Source organism: Gluconobacter sp. P1D12_c, assembly GCF_018812105.1.
GTDB classification, from domain to species: Bacteria; Pseudomonadota; Alphaproteobacteria; order Acetobacterales; family Acetobacteraceae; genus Gluconobacter; species Gluconobacter oxydans_A.
On the sequence record NZ_JACSIQ010000374.1, the window covers coordinates 1 to 484 of the forward strand.

The following is a 484-nucleotide window of genomic DNA, read 5'->3' on the forward strand; positions in this document are numbered from 1 at the left end:
CTACAGAGAGAGATTTTATCTTATTTATATCTAGGGTTTTACCGATCATCCTTTTCCCTTGGGGAACCGCCAAAAATGGCTTGCCATTAGGTCGCACCACGTGCGACCATAAAGTCGCACAGTGTGCGACCTATTCGGCACTCATACAGAGGTTTCCCACATGCGGAACATGACCCGTCTCAAGACCCCAAAAGATCGGCTTCGTGAAGATCAGGCCGAACAGGTTCGCCAAGCCCTTTTGCCGTTTTTTGACAATCCCGATTTTGACCATGATGCCCTTGGCCGGGTCATGGTCACCGTTCAACGCATTACTACCCCAGCCCCCGGAACAACGGAGCCGTTTGTTATGATCCGTCCCGCACAGAACCGTGCTGTCACCTTGTGGCTAATGAAGAACAGTAAACGTCCAATGAAGGCCGTGGACGTCTGGACGCTCTTGTTCGACCACCTGTTCCCACATACCGGACAGATCATGCTAACCCGC

Annotated in this window: 1 pseudogene; it reads left to right on the forward strand. The window is 51.9% G+C overall.

What is annotated here, in order from left to right:
* Positions 1-169: 169 nt before the first annotated feature.
* A pseudogene (locus KP705_RS17240) lies at positions 170-484 on the forward strand (hypothetical protein); the annotation flags it as partial.